General features: G+C 68.3%; 1 other RNA gene and 1 pseudogene. One reads left to right on the top strand and one right to left on the bottom strand.

Annotation, left to right across the window (positions count from 1 at the left end):
* Window positions 1-187, top strand: a pseudogene (locus GVL52_RS28375) (DUF4440 domain-containing protein); the annotation flags it as partial.
* A gap of 90 nt (window positions 188-277) precedes the next feature.
* Here the strand turns inward: GVL52_RS28375 and ffs are convergent.
* Window positions 278-374, bottom strand: an RNA gene (ffs, locus tag GVL52_RS28370) — signal recognition particle sRNA small type.
* Window positions 375-555 lie beyond the last annotated feature (181 nt).

Here is a 555-nt window from a genome sequence, read left to right as displayed (position 1 = left end):
GGTGCAGATCGAATCGGAGCAGTACGCCGTCTGGCTGCTGTCGCAGGACCTGGCCCAGGTGCGCTACCGCAGCCGCCATCACCTTGATGGGCAGCTGCAGCACTGGGTGCTGCGCAGTTCGCTGTGGCGCCGGCACGGGGACAGATGGCGCATGGTGTTCCACCAGGGCACGCCCGAGGCAGGGTAGCGCGGTGCCATGCCGGGCCAAGAATGCGGAGCCGGGGTCAGATCCCTTTGCCATGCAAAGGGATCTGAGCCCAGTGCGGAAAAGGCGGTGGCCCCGCCGGCTGACCTCGGCGCCCGCGTCGATCGATACCGTTGCTGCCTTCCGGCCCTGGCGGGGTTTTCGACCTAGCGTCGCGAGGGGCCGACGGGGCCACCATAGAGACGTTGGCCGCCCGGTGGGCGGCCAGTTCACGGATCAGGGGAAACAGCGCGCGGCGCGCCGGAGACCACAGCCGGACTGCACATCAGGCTGGCCGATGGCAGACGCGCATTCTAGCGCAGACGGGCCCATCGACGCCAGCTTCATGCACTGAATCGGCTGTAACCCGC

It is taken from the genome of Rhizobium sp. 18055, assembly GCF_902706285.1.
Lineage (GTDB): Bacteria > Pseudomonadota > Alphaproteobacteria > Rhizobiales > Rhizobiaceae > Rhizobium.
Note: the sequence above shows the minus strand (reverse complement) of the source record. Positions and strands in the feature narration are given on the sequence as shown.